This window comes from Comamonas sp. FG99 (assembly GCF_057808605.1).
Genome location: NZ_JBMDII010000011.1, coordinates 67,176 through 84,393, shown reverse-complemented (window position 1 = coordinate 84,393; position 17,218 = coordinate 67,176). Strand labels below are relative to the sequence as shown.

The 17,218-nt window shown below is 67.2% G+C and carries 15 protein-coding genes; 4 read left to right on the top strand and 11 right to left on the bottom strand.

Translation table 11 applies throughout. From position 1 onward, the window contains the following. The first annotated feature begins 256 nt into the window (after positions 1-256). Entirely contained in the window at positions 257-1,756 is a 1,500-nt protein-coding gene (locus tag ACODRX_RS09720) for an aldehyde dehydrogenase family protein (protein WP_488871246.1), read from the top strand. Here the strand turns inward: ACODRX_RS09720 and qhpG are convergent. From qhpG to ACODRX_RS09665, 11 genes are all read right to left on the bottom strand, one after another. Further along, positions 1,720-3,099, bottom strand: a complete 1,380-nt coding sequence (qhpG, locus tag ACODRX_RS09715; protein WP_488871245.1) for a flavin-dependent monooxygenase QhpG — start codon at positions 3,097-3,099, stop codon at positions 1,720-1,722. The genes ACODRX_RS09720 and qhpG overlap by 37 nt on opposite strands. Next, positions 3,071-3,814, bottom strand: a complete 744-nt coding sequence (qhpE, locus tag ACODRX_RS09710; protein ID WP_488871244.1) for a subtilisin-like serine protease QhpE — start codon at positions 3,812-3,814, stop codon at positions 3,071-3,073. Before qhpE ends, qhpG begins: the two co-directional genes overlap by 29 nt. Then, on the bottom strand, positions 3,811-5,529 hold the full coding sequence (locus tag ACODRX_RS09705) for an ABC transporter ATP-binding protein (RefSeq protein ID WP_488871242.1): 1,719 nt from the start codon (positions 5,527-5,529) through the stop codon (positions 3,811-3,813). Before ACODRX_RS09705 ends, qhpE begins: the two co-directional genes overlap by 4 nt. Positions 5,530-5,636: 107 nt before the next feature. Further along, positions 5,637-7,550, bottom strand: coding sequence for a sigma-54-dependent Fis family transcriptional regulator (locus tag ACODRX_RS09700; protein ID WP_488871240.1), 1,914 nt, complete (start codon positions 7,548-7,550; stop codon positions 5,637-5,639). A 668-nt stretch (positions 7,551-8,218) separates the two neighbouring features. Further along, positions 8,219-9,529 carry a citrate synthase gene (locus ACODRX_RS09695; protein WP_488871239.1) on the bottom strand — a complete coding sequence of 437 codons (1,311 nt, stop codon included), beginning with the start codon at positions 9,527-9,529 and terminating at the stop codon, positions 8,219-8,221. A gap of 11 nt (positions 9,530-9,540) precedes the next feature. After that, entirely contained in the window at positions 9,541-9,837 is a 297-nt protein-coding gene (locus ACODRX_RS09690; protein WP_488871238.1) for an FAD assembly factor SdhE, read from the bottom strand. Between the two features lie 21 nt (positions 9,838-9,858). Continuing rightward, positions 9,859-10,560, bottom strand: a complete 702-nt coding sequence (locus tag ACODRX_RS09685; RefSeq protein WP_488871237.1) for a succinate dehydrogenase iron-sulfur subunit — start codon at positions 10,558-10,560, stop codon at positions 9,859-9,861. 27 nt (positions 10,561-10,587) lie between these two features. After that, on the bottom strand, positions 10,588-12,393 hold the full coding sequence (gene sdhA, locus ACODRX_RS09680) for a succinate dehydrogenase flavoprotein subunit (protein WP_488871235.1): 1,806 nt from the start codon (positions 12,391-12,393) through the stop codon (positions 10,588-10,590). A 22-nt stretch (positions 12,394-12,415) separates the two neighbouring features. Further along, positions 12,416-12,781 (bottom strand): succinate dehydrogenase, hydrophobic membrane anchor protein, encoded by a 366-nt coding sequence (gene sdhD, locus ACODRX_RS09675; protein ID WP_488871234.1) that lies wholly within the window; start codon positions 12,779-12,781, stop codon positions 12,416-12,418. Positions 12,782-12,824: 43 nt separating this feature from the next. After that, the gene (gene sdhC / locus ACODRX_RS09670; protein ID WP_488871232.1) at positions 12,825-13,259 is read right to left on the bottom strand and encodes a succinate dehydrogenase, cytochrome b556 subunit; all 435 of its coding nucleotides are present in this window, start codon (positions 13,257-13,259) and stop codon (positions 12,825-12,827) included. A gap of 133 nt (positions 13,260-13,392) precedes the next feature. Continuing rightward, a complete protein-coding gene (locus ACODRX_RS09665) occupies positions 13,393-14,199 on the bottom strand; it encodes a GntR family transcriptional regulator (protein WP_488871231.1) in 807 nt (268 codons plus the stop codon). Between the two features lie 186 nt (positions 14,200-14,385). Here ACODRX_RS09665 and ACODRX_RS09660 point away from each other — a divergent pair, with 186 nt between their 5' ends. The 3 genes from ACODRX_RS09660 to ACODRX_RS09650 are packed head-to-tail and all read left to right on the top strand — an operon-like array spanning position 14,386 to position 17,190. Further along, positions 14,386-15,372: a malate dehydrogenase gene (locus ACODRX_RS09660; protein WP_488871230.1), complete on the top strand. Its 987-nt coding sequence runs from the start codon at positions 14,386-14,388 to the stop codon at positions 15,370-15,372. A gap of 7 nt (positions 15,373-15,379) precedes the next feature. Beyond that, positions 15,380-16,189, top strand: a complete 810-nt coding sequence (gene tam, locus ACODRX_RS09655; RefSeq protein WP_488871229.1) for a trans-aconitate 2-methyltransferase — start codon at positions 15,380-15,382, stop codon at positions 16,187-16,189. Further along, a complete protein-coding gene (locus tag ACODRX_RS09650) occupies positions 16,189-17,190 on the top strand; it encodes an HpcH/HpaI aldolase/citrate lyase family protein (RefSeq protein WP_488871228.1) in 1,002 nt (333 codons plus the stop codon). Before tam ends, ACODRX_RS09650 begins: the two co-directional genes overlap by 1 nt. Positions 17,191-17,218: the final 28 nt, after the last annotated feature.

Here is a 17,218-nt window from a genome sequence, read left to right as displayed (position 1 = left end):
ATCGGGCCGGCGCATGCCATTGAGCCTGGATTGCGGGTGTGGGCGGCGGTGGCGCAGTGGAACTGTCTCAGGCCGTCTCGCATCGTCTCGGCCAGTCTCATTCTTGAGACCGCAGGGCGCGGCCTCGCTGCACGCCGGCGGCCATGCCGCGGGCGCAGTGGCCAGGGGGCTGCCGGCTGGAGGCGGCATGGCTGCCGGTTGGCATGGAAGCTGCTCAAGCCTGGTCTCCTTACCCTGGCAACTTCCATTAGGAGACATGAGAATGAGTGAGCAATTTGCAGTCCTGCCGGCCGTGCAGCAATTTCTTCGGCAAGACCACCGGCTCTGGATAGACGGGCGCTGGGAGGCGGCCGGCTCCGGCCAGACCATGGCCTTGTTCAACCCCGCCACGGCCGAGGAGCTATGCCGGGTGCAACGCGGCACGGCCGCCGATGTGGAGCGCGCCGTGCAGGCTGCGCGCAGGGCTTTCGATGACTCTCGCTGGAGCCGCATGCGTCCCCGCGAACGCCAGAATCTGCTGTGGCGCCTGGCAGATCTGATCGAGCGCGACGCGGACGTGCTGGCCCAGATCGAATGCCAGAACAACGGCAAGAGCGCTGCGGTGGCCCGGGCCATGGATGTGCAGCTGTGCATCGACTTCCTGCGCTACATGGCGGGCTGGGCCACCAAGATCGAGGGCAGCGTGCCCGAGGTATCGATGCCGCTGATGCCGGACGGGCATTTCCACAGCTTCGTGCGCCGCGAGGCGGTGGGTGTGGTGGGGGCCGTGGTGGCCTGGAATTTTCCGCTGCTGCTGGCGTGCTGGAAGCTGGGGCCGGCGCTTGCCACTGGCTGCACCATGGTGCTCAAGCCGGCCGACGAAACGCCGCTCTCGGCGCTGTGGCTGGCGCGGCTGGTCGAGGAGGCGGGCTATCCGGCCGGCGTCTTCAACTTGGTGACCGGCGTGGGCGCCGAGGCAGGCGCTGCGCTGGCAGCCCACCCTGCGGTGGACAAGCTGACCTTCACCGGCTCCACCGAGGTGGGCAAGCTGATCGGCAAGGCAGCCATGGATTCCATGACCCGCGTCACCCTGGAGCTGGGCGGCAAATCGCCCACCATCGTGCTGGCGGATGCCGATCCCGCGGTGGCGGCGGCCGGCGCGGCGGGCGCCATCTTCTTCAACCATGGCCAGGTCTGCTGCGCGGGCTCGCGCCTGTACGTGCATCGCAAGCACTTCGACAATGTGGTGGGAGACATCGCCGGCATTGCCAGCAGGATGAAGCTGGGCAGCGGCATGGACCCCTCTGTGGACATGGGGCCGCTGGTTTCGGCCAAGCAGCAGCAGCGCGTGTTCGGCTACATCGAGCAGGGCCGGGCGCTGGGCGCCACGCTGGCCTCCGGCGGCGGCAAGAGCGGGCCGGGCTATTTCGTGCAGCCGACGGTGATGGTGGACGTGCAGCAGAAAGGGTTGCTGGTGCAGGAGGAGATCTTCGGCCCGGTGCTCGTGGCCATGCCCTTCGACGACCTGGACGAGGCCGTGCGCCTGGCCAACGACTCGCGCTATGGGCTGGGTGCCAGCATCTGGACCAACAACCTCAGCGATGCACACCGGCTGGTGCCGCGCATCAAGGCCGGCTCCGTCTGGGTGAACTGCCACAGCGCGCTGGACCCGAGCATGCCGTTCGGCGGCTACAAGCTCTCGGGCCTGGGGCGCGAGATGGGGGCGGCCTCCATCGAGCACTATACCGAGCTGAAGTCGGTGGTGATGAGCGTTTGATGGCCGCCAAGCAGGCCGTGCGCCTGCAGCCAGCCCAGCAGCGCGGCTCGGGCGGCGGGTGCCTGGGCCTGCAGTTGCAGGCGCAGCCAGGCCTCTGGCTGCGGTGCCTGGCGCAGGCCCAGGAGCAGCGGGGCCAGTTCCACGCCGGCCACCTGCCACATCCCCAGCGGCTGGTCGGCGCTGATGACGACCTCGGCCTGCCGGATGTAGTGCCCATCCACGACCGGGCGGGCGGCAAGTGATAGCTGCGCGCCCGGCGCCGGATGCAGCGGTTCGCGGTCGGGCCAGCCGCTGCGCTCGCGCCAGAAGGCGTGGCCGGGCCAGCGCTGCTCCAGCGCATAGAAATCCCTGCCGGTGCGCGCAAAGCGCAGGTACAGGTGCTCTATGCGCTGGGCGTGGAATTGCAGGGCCAGCGCCGCGTCGCCGGGCCGCTGCATCAAGGTATGGGCCACGGCCGGCGCCTGCAGCGCCGAGGACAGGGACTGGAAGATGCCATTGCCCGACAGGGGGTCCACAGCCATGGCGGCATCGCCCACACGCAGCCAGTGGGCGCCGCCGGTTTCGGCGCTGAGCGTCGCGGTGCTGGGCCTTGCGTTCAGCGCTATCTGCGCTGCAGCGGGCGGCGGCCCCAGCAGCCGCAATGCCAGCGGGGTCTGCCGCAGGGGCTGGCTCCACTGCGCAATCCCTGGACGCGGCGGCAGCGCGGCGTGCCGCGGATCGAGCGTGCACTGCCAGTAGCGGCGGCCGTCGGCCAGGCAGGCCATCCAGGCCCAGCCCTGTTCCATGCTTTCGATGCCCACGCGGCTTTCCGCCATCGCCGGGCCTTGCCAGGCATGCAGCAGGCTCAGGGTCTGCGGTCCCTTGCGGCCCTGGGCCAGGGCCGGCGCCAGCCGCCCCCGGGCTTCGATGACGAAACCGGCCTGCAGGCTGTGCAGCCGGCCGGCGGTATCGAGCTGTACGGTATGGCCGCTGGCATGGACCTGCCAGGAGCGGATGCTGGACTGCAGCACCGGCACCGAGGCCTGTGCGAGGTCTTCGCGCAGCGCGGCATCCAGCCGCTGGCGATCCAGCAACCACTCCTGGTTGCTGGCACGTTCGTCGCCATTCCAGCGCACGGTGCGCAGCGACGGGCCGCCCGCGGTGGCCGCGGCGTCGGTGAGGCCGGCCTGGCGCAGGCCCTGCAGGCCGCGGGCGGAAATGCCTTCTATCGCCTGGAAGCGCCGCCAGTCGCCGGCCACGCAGACGGCATAGCCCAGCCGCGCCAGGCCCAGCGCCGCGGCGCAGCCCGCGGGGCCTGTGCCGAGCACCAGAACGTCACACGATGCCGGAGGCTGGCGCAGCATGCCGTACCGCTTTCGCTGAGGGCGGGGTCTGGGGCCCCTGGATGCTGGCGCGCTGGCGCAGCAGCTCGATTTGGCGCGCCGCGGACAGCGCTGGCGATTTGGTCCGTTCGGTCCGTTCGCGCCATTCGTGCCATTGGGCCGCCAGGTGCCCGCACAGCGCGGCATTGGCCATGCTGGCGCCGGCGGGGCCCTGCGCCTGCTGGCGCACCGCGGCCCCGAAATCGGTCTGGGCGCTGCCCAGCCAGGACCATTCGTGCGCGGCGCAGCGGGCGTCGCCGGTGACGCGCAGCACGCCGGGGTAGGCAGCTGGGTAGACGGGCGCTCCGCGCGCGGGCGCGGAGGCGCATAGCAGCATGCCCGCGGCCAGGGCATCTGCCACCGCCTGGGCAAGGCGCGGGCGGTCATCGCGCACGCCCAGGCTCATGCAGGCCATGTCGGCCTGCTCGCTGCGCAGCCAGTCGAGCGCCGCGGCGATCTGCAGCGTGCTGGTCCGCCCGCCCGCATCGAATACCTGGGCGATCAGCAGATCGGCCAGGGGGGCGTAGCGGCGCACGATCCGGCTTACTGCGCTGCCGTGGCCCATGGCGTCGGGCTGCAGGGCCGCGCAGGCGACGGCGCCGTCCGCAGCCAGCACGAACCCCCGGCCTTGCAGCGCAGGCGGCTGCAGCCCGGAGTCCGCGCCGCTGTCGATGATGCCTATGCGCACCGGTCTCATGCCGTAGCCCTTGCGGCGGCTTCGGGCCGGAGTTCCTGCAGCCGGCCCTGGCTGAGCCGCCAGTGCTGGTCCGCGCCCGCCAGCGTCTCGGGGCGGTGGCTGACCAGGATGCGCGTACGGTCGTGGAACAGGGCATCGATCTCGGCGAGTATCTGGCGCTCGCGCTTCAGGTCGACGGCCGAGGTGGCCTCATCAAGCACGAGAATGGCCGGCTCCTGCAGCAGCGCCCTGGCGATGGCAATGCGCTGGCGCTGGCCGCCCGACAGCTGCTGGCCGCGTTCGCCCACCTGGGTCTGCAGTCCGTGCTCCAGGCCCGCAATCCAGTCCGACAGGCCGGCGCGGCGCGCGGCATCGGCAATGCGCTCGTCGCCGGCTTCCGGGCAGGCATAGCCGATGTTGTCGCGCAGGCTGGCGCGAAACAGCAGCGTATCCTGGCTGACCACGGCGATGCGGCGGCGCCACTGCTGCAGCTCCAGCGCCGTCAGCGGCTGGCCGCCATAGCGAATGCAGCCTAGCTCCGGGTCTTCGAAGCGCAGCAGCAGGTCGATGAGGGTGGATTTGCCGGCGCCCGATGCGCCGTGCAGGGCAATCTTGCGGCCTGCAGGGAAGAGGGCGCTGGCGCCGTCGAGCACGGCGCGGGCCGCATCGGGATAGCGAAAGCACACGCCCTCCAGCTCCAGGTCGCAGATCCCGGCGGCTGGCGCGCGCGGCGCGGGCGCGGCCTGCACGCTCACCGGGGCCTGGCGCAATTCCATGGCCCGCGCCAGGCTGACCTGCATGCGCTGGGTGGCGACATAGATGTTCAGCAGGCTCTTGACCGGGCCTATTGCCATGCCCAGGTAGGAGGAAAAGGCGATCAGCGAGCCCAGCTGCCACTGGCCCTGGATGACCCAGTAGCCACCCAGCAGAAAGACGGCGGCCCGGGACAGCGAGGTCAGGGTGGAGGGCAGTGCCTGGGTGAGGATTTCGGTTTTCTGCAGGCCCAGCAGGCTGTCCATGTAGTGCCCGGTGTGCCGACCCAGCCGCTGCAGCTCGGCCTGCTGCTGGCCGCTGGCCTGGGTGAGCTTGAGGGCCGGCAGGCTTTCGACGAGGAAGGAGGAGAGGTCGGTGCTGCTTTCGCGCAGCGCCCGGGTGCGCGCTTCCAGGCGCGGGCGCATGCGCTGCAGCCAGAGAAATTCGAGCGGCAGCAGCAAGGCGGCGACCAGGGCCAGCTTCCACGACAGCGTGAGCAGCAGCGCCAGGGCCCCCAGCAGGCCGATCAGGCTGGATAGCGCGGCAAACAGGGAGTCCACCGCGAAGCGCTGGATCTCGGCCACATCGGAGTCCAGGCGCGACAGCAGGTCGCCCAGGCGCTTGCGGGCGAAGAAGGATGGCGACAGCCTTTGCAGATGCGCATAGATGTCGGCGCGCAGCGCGAACAGGATGCGGCCGGACAGCCGCGTGTGCTGCAGCCGGTTGATGCCGGAGAGCACGACAGCGGCGAGGCCGGCGAGCAGCAGCACGCCGCACATGGTGGCCAGCATGGCATAGTCGCGCGCCACCAGCCCGTCGTCGATCAGCAGCTTGGTGAACCACGGCTGCGCCAGCGCCAGTCCTGTGGCCAGCAGCGATGTCGCCAGCAGCCTGGCGATGGCCCGGCGCTCGGGCCGCACGAAAGCATACAGCCAGCCCAGGGGCGTGGCGGGATGCGGCGCGGGGGCGGGGCTGGCTGGCATGGCGCGGGCTGGGGTGGACCTGGTTCGGGTGAGGACGCCGTCAAGAATAGGGGGCGGCGCCAAGGCCGTGGCCCCCCGCTGGCGCCGGGGGATGGCGGTCGGCAGCTTTAGCATCCATACTGGCGCAGCTTGCGGTAGAAAGTGGCCCGGCTGATGCCCAGCGAGCGCGCTGCCGCCGTCGCGTTGCCGCCATGCTGCTGCAGCGCTTCGGTCAGGGCCTGGGCCTGCAGCGCCTGCAGCTTGCTGGCGGGCGCAGCTGCCGGGGGCATGGTGCCGGTGCTCAACTGGGCGAGAAATCCCGCGCTCAAATGGCCGGGCTGCAAAGGCGTGTGCGCATCTTCACGCAAAGCCAGCGCGGTGCGCAGCACCATCTCCAGCTGGCGGATATTGCCGGGCCAGTCGTGGCGCCGCAGCAATTGCATGAACTCGGGGCTGATAGGCACGGGCACACCAGCCAGCCGCTGGGCCAACTGGCTGGCCAGCTCGGCAAAATCGCCGCGCTGGCGCAGCGGCTGCAGCAGCAGCGTGAATCCATGGATGCGGTAGAAGAGGTCTTGGCGGAACTGCTGCTGCGCGACCATCGCCGCGAGGTCGCGGTGGGTTGCGCAGATGAGCAGCACATCCAGCTCCACCTCGGCGCCCGAGCCCAGCGGAGTGATCCTGCGCTCTTGCAGCACACGCAGCAATCGGGCCTGCAGGCTCGGCGGCATGTCGCCGATCTCGTCGAGAAACAGCGTGCCGCCATGGGCCTGCAGCAGCCGGCCGGGCGCGCCGCCGCGGCGGGCGCCGGTGAAGGCCCCTTCACGGTAGCCGAACAGCTCCGACTCGATGAGGCCTTCGGGAATGGCGGCGCAATTGATGGCGACAAAGGGCTGCTGCGCGCGCTTGCTATGGGCGTGCAGGGTGCGCGCCGCGACCTCCTTGCCGGTGCCGGTCTCGCCTTGCAGCAGGATGGGTACGCCGGCATTCAGGGCCTTGATGCTGTCCTGCAGCTGCTGGCCCAGGCCGGCGCCGCTCATGGGTGGCTGGGTGGCGGCAGCCTTGGCCGCGGGCCTCGCCACGCCCTGCGGGGCTAGCTGCCGCCGCAGCGCGGCGGGCCATTGCTCGCAGCGCATGTACAGCGTGGATCCGCGGTAGCCTTGTTCCAGTATGGAGACATGGTGCAGGCGTACCTGCAGCGACTCAAGCGAGAGGCCCAGCAGTTCATCGAGCCGCATGCCGCGCAGCTGCTGCGCCGGCCGGTTGAGCAGGCTGCATGCCTGTTCATTGACGGCCTGGATGATGCCTTTGCCATCGATGGCCAGCAGGCCGCGCCAGGCGGATTCCAGGTACGGTTGGCGGCTGTGCATGGACAGGACCAGGTGCTCGCCATGGGCGGCACACAGCAACCGGCCCTCGATCTGCCTGGCCGAGAGCATGAGCAGGTTGATGCTGTCGCGGGGCGCGCGCAGCGGGCCTTCGCGGGTCAGGTCCAGAACGCCTGCCAACTCGCCGTGTGCATTGCGTATCGGCACGGCTATGCAGGACAGATGGGCCAGTCCGTCGAGAAAGTGTTCGCCGCTGTTGATCCAGACGGGATTTTGGTGCACGAGCGAAGTGCCCAGGGCGTTGGTGCCCCGGATGGATTCGTCCCAGCAAACCCCCTCGCGCACCTGCTCGACGCAGATCGGGTTGCTGGCATTGCCCAGCGAGCCATTGACGCGCAGCACCTGGGCATCGGCATCGGCAAGCACCAGCGCGCCATGCCGTGCATATTGCTGGGTCAGGAATTCGAGTTCGGGCTCGGCGCACTGCCTCAGCAGTTCGGCATCCCGACTGGAGCCCAGGCTGTGGCCGGTGGGGCATACTTCGCCGGGGCGCAGGCCATAGGACAGGCTGCGCTTCCAGGATGCCTCGATGGCTGGAGGGAGAATGCCTTGGGCCAGCAAGCCTTCGCCATGAAGCCGGCTGCGCATGCTCTGCAACACGCGCAGCCGCTCCTCTTCATTGTTCCACGGAGGGGGCTCGGGGACTGGAGTCATGGCAACGGTCATTGCATATGGCCTGGGGGCAACCCTTCTCTGAGGAGGTCATGCCCAAGGCCGGGCCCTCGGCGCTCCACAAGGCCCGGGGGCACTCGCCTGGGCGAAAAATCTGCATGGCACGGGCCTGAGGGCGGCGATATCGGGCAAGGATTGAAAGTGATTGCATACGCCCCATGCCGGCTTGGCAACTGGAGTTTGCCCTAATCCTCTTGGCGCCATGGGGGCTCTGCCTGGATTGGCCGTGGAAAATGACCCCCAAGCTTGCTCACTGCGTGTAGCCGCTGCCCCCCGAGGGGGCGCTTTTTCACCTTGGGGCGGCCCGGCGGTGAGAAAAAGACCCCCACGCTTGCTCACTGCGTGTAGCCGCTGCCCCCTATGCCGGGCGCCCCCAAGGGGGCGCTTTTCATCTTGGGGCGGCCCGGCGATGAAAAGTGGCCCCTCGGCCAACCGCTTCGCGCTTGCCCGATCCCCCGAGGGGATGCTTTTTCACCTTGGGGCGGCCCGGCGATGAAAAATGACCCCCCACGCTCCCCACTTCGTGTGGTCGCTGCCCCTCCAAGAGGGGTGCTTTTCATCTTGGGGCGGCCCGGCGATGAAAAAAGCCCACGCGCCGATGGCGCATGGGCTTGCGAGGCAGCCGCCGGCGGGTGCACCGGCGGAGGGGATCAACGCTGCTCGATAGGCTTCACGTCGCGGCTGGCGGCGCCGGTGAACAGCTGGCGCGGACGGCCGATCTTGTACTCGGGGTCGGCCATTTGCTCGTTGAGCTGGGCGATCCAGCCCACGGTACGGGCCAGCGCGAAGATGCCGGTGAACAGGTTCACCGGGATGCCGATGGCGCGCTGCACGATGCCGGAGTAGAAGTCCACGTTCGGGTAGAGCTTGCGTTGCACGAAGTAGTCGTCTTCCAGCGCGATCTTCTCCAGCTTCTTGGCCAGCGCGAACAGGGGATCGTTCTCCAGGCCCAGCTCGGACAGGATTTCGTTGCAGGTTTCCTGCATCAGCTTGGCGCGCGGGTCGTAGTTCTTGTAGACGCGGTGGCCAAAGCCCATCAGCTTGACGCCGCTGTTCTTGTCCTTGACCTGCTCCATGAACTCGCCAACCTTGGCAATGCCGCCGTTGCGCTGGATGTCTTCCAGCATGTTCAGGCAGGCTTCGTTGGCGCCGCCGTGGGCAGGGCCCCACAGGCAGGCCACGCCGGCGGAGATGGCGGCGAAGGGGTTGGTGCCCGACGAGCCGCACAGGCGCACGGTGGAGGTGGAGGCGTTTTGCTCGTGGTCTGCGTGCAGGATGAAGATGCGGTCCAGCGCGCGCTCGACCACGGGGTTGACCTTGTACTCCTCGCAGGGGTTGCCGAACATCATCCGCATGAAGTTGCCGGCGTACGACAGGTCGTTCTTGGGATACATGTAGGGCTGGCCGACGCCGTACTTGTAGGCCATGGCCACCAGCGTGGGCATCTTGGCGATCAGGCGGATCGCGGCGATGTTGCGGTGCTCGGGGTTGTTGATGTCGGTGCTGTCGTGGTAGAAGGCCGACATGCCGCCCACCAGGCCGGTCAGCACGGCCATCGGGTGCGCGTCGCGGCGGAAGCCCCGCAGGAAGAATTGCATCTGCTCGTTGACCATGGTGTGCTGGGTCACGAGGTGCTCGAAGTCAGCCTTCTGCTTTTCGTTGGGCAGCTCGCCGTACAGCAGCAGGTAACAGGTTTCCAGGAAGTTGCAGTTCTTGGCCAGTTGCTCGATTGGGTAGCCGCGATACAGCAGCTCGCCCTTGTCGCCATCGATATAGGTGATGGCGGACTGGCAGGCCGCGGTAGAGAGGAAGCCCGGATCATAGGTGAACATGCCCGTTTGCGCATACAGCTTGCGGATGTCGATGACATCCGGGCCGATCGTGCCCTGGTAGACCGGGAGCTCGATACCGGCGGCGCCGTTGCTAAACGATAGCGTGGCTTTGTTGTCTGCTAGTTTCATCACTGATTCCTTCACGAGTTGGTCCGCGTGGATGCGTTTGTTTTGCGGCTGCGCAGCATCCCGAGTACTTCCTGGACCTCGGGGGTGCCGAGTTCGGCCGTGGCCTCCTTGCGCCTGAGCAGCAAGTCGAGCAGGTCGTTGTCGGACAGGTCCATCAAAGCGGTCAGCCCTTGCGCCTGGCGGACAGTCAGGCTTGCTCCATAGGTTTTGAAGAACTGTTCGATGAAGATGTCGTTTTCCACCAGGCCCCGGCGGCAGCGCCACTGGAGCAGGTTGCGTTCACGTTCACCGAGCAGTTCGTTGTTCATCGCTGTGTCCTGCACCATCCGTCAGATGGCGCGACGCACCATCAGTTCCTTAATCTTGCCGATCGCGCGCGTGGGGTTCAGGTGCTTGGGGCACACGTCCACGCAGTTCATGATGGTGTGGCAGCGGAACAGGCGATAGGGGTCTTCCAGGTTGTCGAGGCGCTCGCCGGTGTGCTCGTCGCGGCTGTCGGCGATGAAGCGGTAGGCCTGCAGCAGGCCGGCCGGGCCCACGAACTTGTCGGGGTTCCACCAGAAGCTGGGGCAGCTGGTCGAGCAGCTCGCGCACAGGATGCACTCGTACAGGCCGTTGAGCTCTTCGCGCTCTTCGGGCGACTGCAGGCGCTCGCGCTCGGGCGCGGGCGTGTCCACCATCAGGTAGGGCTTGATCGAGTGGTACTGCTTGAAGAACTGGGTCATGTCCACGATCAGGTCGCGGATCACCGGCAGGCCGGGCAGGGGCTTGAGAACGATGGTGCCCTTGAGGGTGTTCATGTTCGTCAGGCAGGCCAGGCCGTTCTTGCCGTTGATGTTCATCGCGTCCGAGCCGCACACGCCTTCGCGGCACGAGCGGCGGAACGAGATCGACGGGTCCTGCGCCTTCAGCTTGACCAGCGCGTCCAGCAGCATGCGCTCATGGCCGTCCAGCTCGACCTCGACGGTCTGCATGTAGGGCTTGGCGTCCTTGTCCGGGTCGTAGCGGTAGATTTGGAAAGTGCGTTTCATGTTCTTCTCTCGTGAGGCGGCTGATGGTTAGAACGTGCGGACCTTGGGCGGAATGGATTCCACCGTCAGCGGCTTCAGGTTGACGGGCTTGTAGCTCAGGCTGTTGGAGGCGCTGTGCCACAGCGTGTGCTTGAGCCATTCCTTGTCATTGCGTCCGAGCGGGAAGTCGGCGTGGTCGGCCGGGTGCTCGTAGTCGTACACCGTGTGCGCGCCGCGGCATTCGTGGCGGGCGGCGGCCGAGGTCATCGTGGCCTGGGCCACTTCGATCAGGTTGTCGACTTCCAGCGCTTCCATGCGCGCGGTGTTCCACACCTTGGACTTGTCCTTGAGCGTGACCTTGCCGACCTTGTCGCGGATGGCGTTGATCTTGACCACGCCTTCGTCCATGCCCTTTTGCGTGCGGAACACGCCGGCGTGCTGCTGCATCGAGGCGCGGATCTCATTGGCGATGTCCTGCGCGTAGATGCCTTCCGAGGAACTGTCCAGCTCGTTGAGGCGGGCCAGCGTGCGCTCGCTGCCGTCGGCCGGCACCGGCTGGAACTCGCCATAGCCGTTGACGAATTCGACGATGTGCTTGCCGGCCGATTTGCCGAACACCAGCAGGTCGAGCAGCGAGTTCGTGCCCAGCCGGTTGGCGCCGTGCACCGACACGCAGGAGCATTCGCCCACCGCGTACAGGCCGCCCACCACCTGGTTCTGCTGGCCGTCGTGCACCACGACCTGGCCGTTGATGTTGGTGGGGATGCCGCCCATCTGGTAGTGGATGGTGGGCACCACGGGAATGTCTTCCTTGGTGATGTCCACGTTGGCGAAGTTGTGGCCGATCTCCTCCACCGATGGCAGGCGCTTGCGGATGGTGTCCGCGCCCAGGTGGCTGAGCTTCATCAGGATGTAGTCCTTGTTCGGACCGCAGCCCCGGCCTTCCTTGATCTCCTGGTCCATCGAGCGCGAGACGAAATCACGCGGCGCCAGGTCCTTGAGCGTGGGCGCATAGCGCTCCATGAAGCGCTCGCCTTCGCTGTTGAGCAGGATGGCGCCTTCGCCGCGGCAGCCCTCGGTCAGCAGCACGCCCGCGCCGGCCACGCCGGTGGGGTGGAACTGCCAGAACTCCATGTCCTGCAGCGGGATGCCGGCGCGCGCGGCCATGCCCAGGCCGTCGCCGGTGTTGATGAAGGCGTTGGTCGAGGCGGCGAAGATGCGGCCCGCGCCGCCAGTGGCCAGCAGCACGGCCTTGGCCTGCAGCTCGTACAGGTCGCCGGTTTCCAGTTCCAGCGCGGTTACACCGACCACGTCGCCGGCTTCGTTGCGGATCAGGTCCAGCGCCATCCACTCCACGAAGAAGTTGGTCTTGGCCTTGACGTTCTGCTGGTACAGCGTGTGCAGCATGGCGTGGCCGGTGCGGTCGGCCGCGGCGCAGGCGCGCTGCACGGGCTTTTCGCCATGGTTGGCGGTGTGGCCGCCGAAGGGGCGCTGGTAGATGGTGCCGTCGGGGTTGCGGTCGAACGGCATGCCGAAGTGCTCCAGCTCGTACACCACCTTCGGTGCCTCGCGGCACATGAATTCGATGGCGTCCTGGTCACCCAGCCAGTCCGAGCCCTTGATGGTGTCGTAGAAGTGCCATTCCCAGTTGTCCTCGCTCATGTTGCCCAGCGACGCCGACACGCCGCCCTGGGCGGCCACGGTGTGCGAGCGGGTGGGGAAGACCTTGGACAGGCAGGCCACGTTCAGGCCCGCGCGAGAAAGCTCCAGGGCCGCGCGCATGCCGGAGCCGCCGGCGCCGACGATGACCACGTCGAACTTGCGCTTGCTGATGTTCTCTTTCGTATAGCTCATTGTTTTCTTTCAATCGCGGGTATCACAGACGCCACAGAACCTGCAGGCCCCAGCCCAGGCAGCCCACCAACCACACCAGCACGCCGACCTGCAGCACCAGGCGCAGGACTACGGGCTGGACGTAGTCCATGAAGATTTCACGCATGCCCACCCAGGCGTGGTAGGCCAGCGCCACCAGCACGCCGAAGGTGATGAACTTCATCCACTGCTGCGAGAAGATGCCGGCCCACTGCTCGTAGCCGATGGGGCCCTTGATCAGCAGCACCTGCGCCAGCAGCACGATGGTGAACAGCGCCATCAGCAGACCGGTGACGCGCTGCGCCAGCCAGTCGCGCAAGCCGTAGTGCGCACCGACCACGGTGCGCTTGGAGCCGTAATTGACGGACATGGGGATTCCTTTCCTGTTATTTCTCTGCTTTTATGCGTGGGGTTCAGTACAGGCCGAACAGCTTGGCGCCCAGGGCCGCGGTCAGGATCAGGCTGATCGCGAAGCAGCCGACGGCCGAGGACTTGCCGAATTCCTTGCTCACCGCGTGGTGCGACACGTCCATCCAGATGTGGCGCAGGCCGGCGCAGAAGTGGTGCAGGTAGGCCCAGATCAGCGCCAGCGTGGCCAGCTTGATGAACCAGCCGGGGAAGATGCCGGCGCCGGTGCTGAAGGCGGCGGTGAAGCGCGCGTACGAGAATTCCGAGGTCAGCGAGGTGTCGAACAACCAGACCACGAAGGGCAGCAGCACGAACATCAGGGCGCCGCTGGCACGGTGCAGGATCGACAGGATGGCGGCCAGGGGCATGCGGTAGCCCGAGACGTCCGTGAATACGTTGATATTCCGGAACTCCGGCCGCTTCTTGGTGATTTCGGTCATGGGTGCTTCTTTCGTGGAGGTAACTGCTGTGTAACTCGGTGGCAAAAAACCGGGAAAATTTTATTGCAATGCAGCGAAAACGCCTAAGGGTTTCACACTATATCGCATGAGAATTGCACGACGGTGGCGCTTGTTAACTCAAGGTGTTGCTGTAGTAGTGGGTATCGGTGCGGTAGAGGCCTCTTCGTAACTCCATGGGAATGTCGTTATAAGTGTAAGCAATGCGCTCTACGCTGAGCAGCGGTGTCCGGTCGGCGACCTGGAGCAGCGCGCTCTGGGCGGCGTCGGGCAGCACGGCGCGCAGCTTCTCTTCGGCCCGCACCATGCGCACGCCGTATTCCAGCTCGAACATGGCGTAGGTTGGGCCGGCGTAGTCGCGCATCTGCTCGGCGGTGAGCGACTTGAAGTTGGCGCCCGGCAGCCAGATGTCCTCGAGGATGGTGGGCGTGCCCGAGAAGGCCAGCACCCGCCGCACGTGGATCAGCGATTCGCCGGTGGGCACGGACAGCAGCTTGCAGATCTCGCTGCTGCCCTTGACGGCGCGGCACTGGATGATACTGCGCTGCGCGGGGCCTTCCTCGCTGCTGTCGGCCTTGTCGGGCAGCAGGCGCAGGAAGCGGTACTGCACATGGCGCTCGGCATGCGTGGCCACGAAGGTGCCCTTGCCCTGGCGGCGCATCAGCAGGTTCTCGGCGGCCAGCTCGTCGATCGCCTTGCGCACCGTGCCCTGGCTGACGCGGTAGCGCGAGGCCAGCTCCATCTCGCTGGGGATCATCTCGCCGGGCTTCCAGATGCCGCCCTGCAGGCCCTGCAGGATCAGCCCCTTGATCTGCTGGTACAGGGGGCTGAATGCCGGCGTGGGGGCACCCGTGCCGTCGCCGGCAAGGGGCAGGCTGGGCTCTTGCGCACTGGGCTGCGCGTTGGAAAGTGTGACTGCCATTTCAATCTGCAATCATATCTTATATAAGACATAAGACAAATTGACCGGGCGAAGAAATCAGGAGTACACTTGCGGCCGGTTTGACAGGCTGATGCCGGATGCCGTGCAAGTGGAGTTTTCCCGGGGCGGGTTGGGGCAGCAGCTTGGGTTGATCCCTCTTATCTTTCCTTTTCTGGAGTTTTCCCCATGAGCAAAAAGCCCGTCCGTGTTGCCGTCACCGGCGCCGCTGGCCAAATCGGTTACGCCCTGTTGTTCCGCATCGCTTCCGGCGAAATGTTGGGCAAGGATCAGCCCGTCATCCTGCAATTGCTCGAAATCCCCGACGAAAAGGCCCAGAACGCGCTCAAGGGCGTGATCATGGAACTCGAAGACTGCGCCTTCCCGCTGCTGGCCGGCATCGAAGCCCACAGCGATCCGATGACCGCCTTCAAGGATACCGATTATGCGCTGCTGGTCGGCGCCCGTCCGCGCGGCCCCGGCATGGAGCGTGCCGACCTGCTGGCCGCCAACGCGCAGATCTTCACGGCACAGGGCAAGGCGCTGAACGCCGTGGCCTCGCGCAACGTGAAGGTGCTGGTGGTGGGCAACCCCGCCAACACCAACGCCTACATCGCGATGAAGTCGGCCCCCGACCTGCCGGCCAAGAACTTCACCGCCATGCTGCGCCTGGACCACAACCGCGCTGCATCGCAGCTGGCTGCCAAGGGCGGCTTCAAGGTGGGCGACATCCGCAAGCTGACCGTCTGGGGCAACCACTCGCCCACGATGTACGCCGACTACCGCTTCGCCACCGTGGACGGCAAGTCGGTCAAGGACGCGATCAACGACCAGGCCTGGAACAAGGACGTGTTCCTGCCCACCGTGGGCAAGCGCGGCGCCGCCATCATCGCGGCGCGCGGCCTGTCCTCGGCGGCCTCGGCCGCCAATGCCGCGATCGACCACATGCGCGACTGGGCCCTGGGCTCCAAGGGCGAATGGGTCACCATGGGCGTGCCCTCCAACGGTGAATACGGCATTCCCAAAGACATCGTGTTCGGCTTCCCCGTGACCACCGAAAACGGCGAATACAAGATCGTCGAAGGCCTGGAGATCGACGCCTTCTCGCAAGAGTGCATCAACAAGACCCTGGCCGAGCTGCAAGGCGAGCAGGACGGCGTCAAGCACCTGCTCTGATCTGCCTATGCTGCAGTGGAACCCCGGGCTTTATCGCCAATTCGAGGACGAGCGCACCCGTCCCGCCGCCGAGCTGCTGGCGCGGGTGCCGCTGGCCGATGACGCGGCCTATGTCGTCGACCTGGGCTGCGGCCCGGGAAACTCCACCGAGCTGCTGGCGCGGCGCTTTCCCAAGGCGCATGTGCTGGGCGTGGACAACTCCGAGTCCATGCTGGCCGATGCGCGCCAGCGCCTGCCGGCCGCCAGTTTCGAATGGGGCGATATCGCCCGGTGGCAAGCCCCGCTGCTGCAGGGTCGCAAGCCCGAGCTGATCTATGCCAACGCCGCGCTGCAGTGGGTGGGCGGCCACGAGACGCTGCTGCCGCGCCTGCTGGCCATGCTGGCGCCCGGCGGCGTGCTCGCAGTGCAGATGCCCGACAACCGTGAAGAGCCCACGCACCGCCTGATGCGCGAGGTGGCCGGCGAAGCACCCTGGGCCGAGGCGATTGGCGACCCCCACAAGATGCGCACCGATCTGCTCAAGATCGGGCAATACTACGATCTGCTGGTGCGGGATGCCCGCTTGGTGGCCCGCGTGGACGTGTGGCACACCATCTACCAGCACCCGATGGCCGATGCCAAGGCCATCGTCGACTGGGTGAGCGGCACCGGCCTCAGGCCTTTCCTGCAGCCGCTCGGCCCGGCGCTGGCGCAGGGCTTCGTCGCCGAATACACCCGGCGCATCGATGCCGCCTATCCGCCGCGCGCCGACGGGCGCCGGCTGCTGGCCTTTCCCCGCATGTTCATGGTTGCCCAGCGTACTGGCGAAGGCGCCTGATGACCGAGATGACCGTTTCTTCTTCCTCCATCCACCCCGCCGCGGTCTTGCTCGGTGCCCAGGGCGGCCATGCCGCGCTGCCGGTGTGCGACCACTACAGCGGCGTCGAGGAACGCATGCGCAAGAGCCTGCAGCTGCAGCAGCAGATGACGCAGGAGTTCGGCCGCTGCGTCTTTGACGTGACACTGGACTGCGAGGACGGCGCCGCCGTCGGCGAGGAGCGCGCGCATGCGCGCCTGGTGGTGGCGCTGCTCAAGGCCAGCGATCCGGCAAACCGCGTCGCGGCGCGGGTGCATGCGGTGGACCACCCGGCATTCGCCGACGACATCGCCACCATCGCCGGCGAGGCGGGCGAGCACCTGTGCCACATCATGGTGCCCAAGGTCGAGTCGGTCGACGACGTGCTCCAGGCCGAGAAGCTGCTGGAGCGCGCGAGCGGCACGCGCGTGCCGCTGCATGTCTTGATAGAGTCGCCGCTGGCGCTGCAGCATGCCCACGAGATCGCCGCCCACCCCCGGGTGCAGAGCATCAGCTTCGGGCTGATGGATTTCGTCTCGGCCCACGGCGGCGCGATCCCGGCCAGCGCCATGGGCGTGGCCGGCCAGTTCAGCCATCCGCTGGTGGTGCGGGCCAAGCTGGAGATCGCCAGCGCCTGCCATGCGCACGGCAAGGTGCCGTCGCATTGCGTGGTCACCGAATTCAAGGATGCCGATGCCATGCAGCGCGCCGCCGGCAAGGCGGCCGACGAATTCGGCTACACCCGGATGTGGAGCATCCACCCCGCGCAGATCCGCCCGATCCTGAGCGCCTTCGCGCCCACGGATGCGCTGATCGGGCAGGCCGCGCGCATCGTGCGCGCTGCCGCCGATGCGCAGTGGGCGCCCATCAGCGACGACGGCGTGCTGCACGACCGCGCCAGCTACCGCTACTTCTGGCAAGTGCTGGAGCGGGCGGCCCAGACCGGGCGCGCCCTGCCCGAGTCGGTGCGCGAGTGGCTGTGAATATTGATTTTCCGACCTTGTGGTCGCA